Here is a 257-nt window from a genome sequence, read left to right as displayed (position 1 = left end):
GATATCATCGAGCGAATGTATGGTCATCACTATAGTCCTGCCACAATTTCTAATATCTCAAAAGCAACTCAGGAGAATGTCGCTACTTTTCATGAGCGAAGCTTAGAAGCCAATTACTCTGTTTTATTTCTTGACGGAACCTATCTTCCATTAAGACGTGGAACCGTTAGTAAAGAATGTATTCATATCGCACTTGGCATTACACCAGAAGGACAGAAGGCTGTTCTTGGATATGAAATCGCCCCAAATGAAAATAA

1 protein-coding gene is annotated in these 257 nt (G+C 39.3%); it reads left to right on the top strand.

Annotation, left to right across the window (positions count from 1 at the left end):
• Window positions 1–257, top strand: a 257-nt coding sequence (locus tag FDX22_RS15310) for a transposase (RefSeq protein ID WP_186805314.1), incomplete at both ends; no start/stop codon positions are given.

It is taken from the genome of Citrobacter sp. TBCS-14 (genome assembly GCF_005280805.1).
In the GTDB taxonomy this organism is placed as follows: Bacteria; Pseudomonadota; Gammaproteobacteria; order Enterobacterales; family Enterobacteriaceae; genus Citrobacter; species Citrobacter gillenii.
This window is presented reverse-complemented; position numbering and strand designations above follow the sequence as displayed.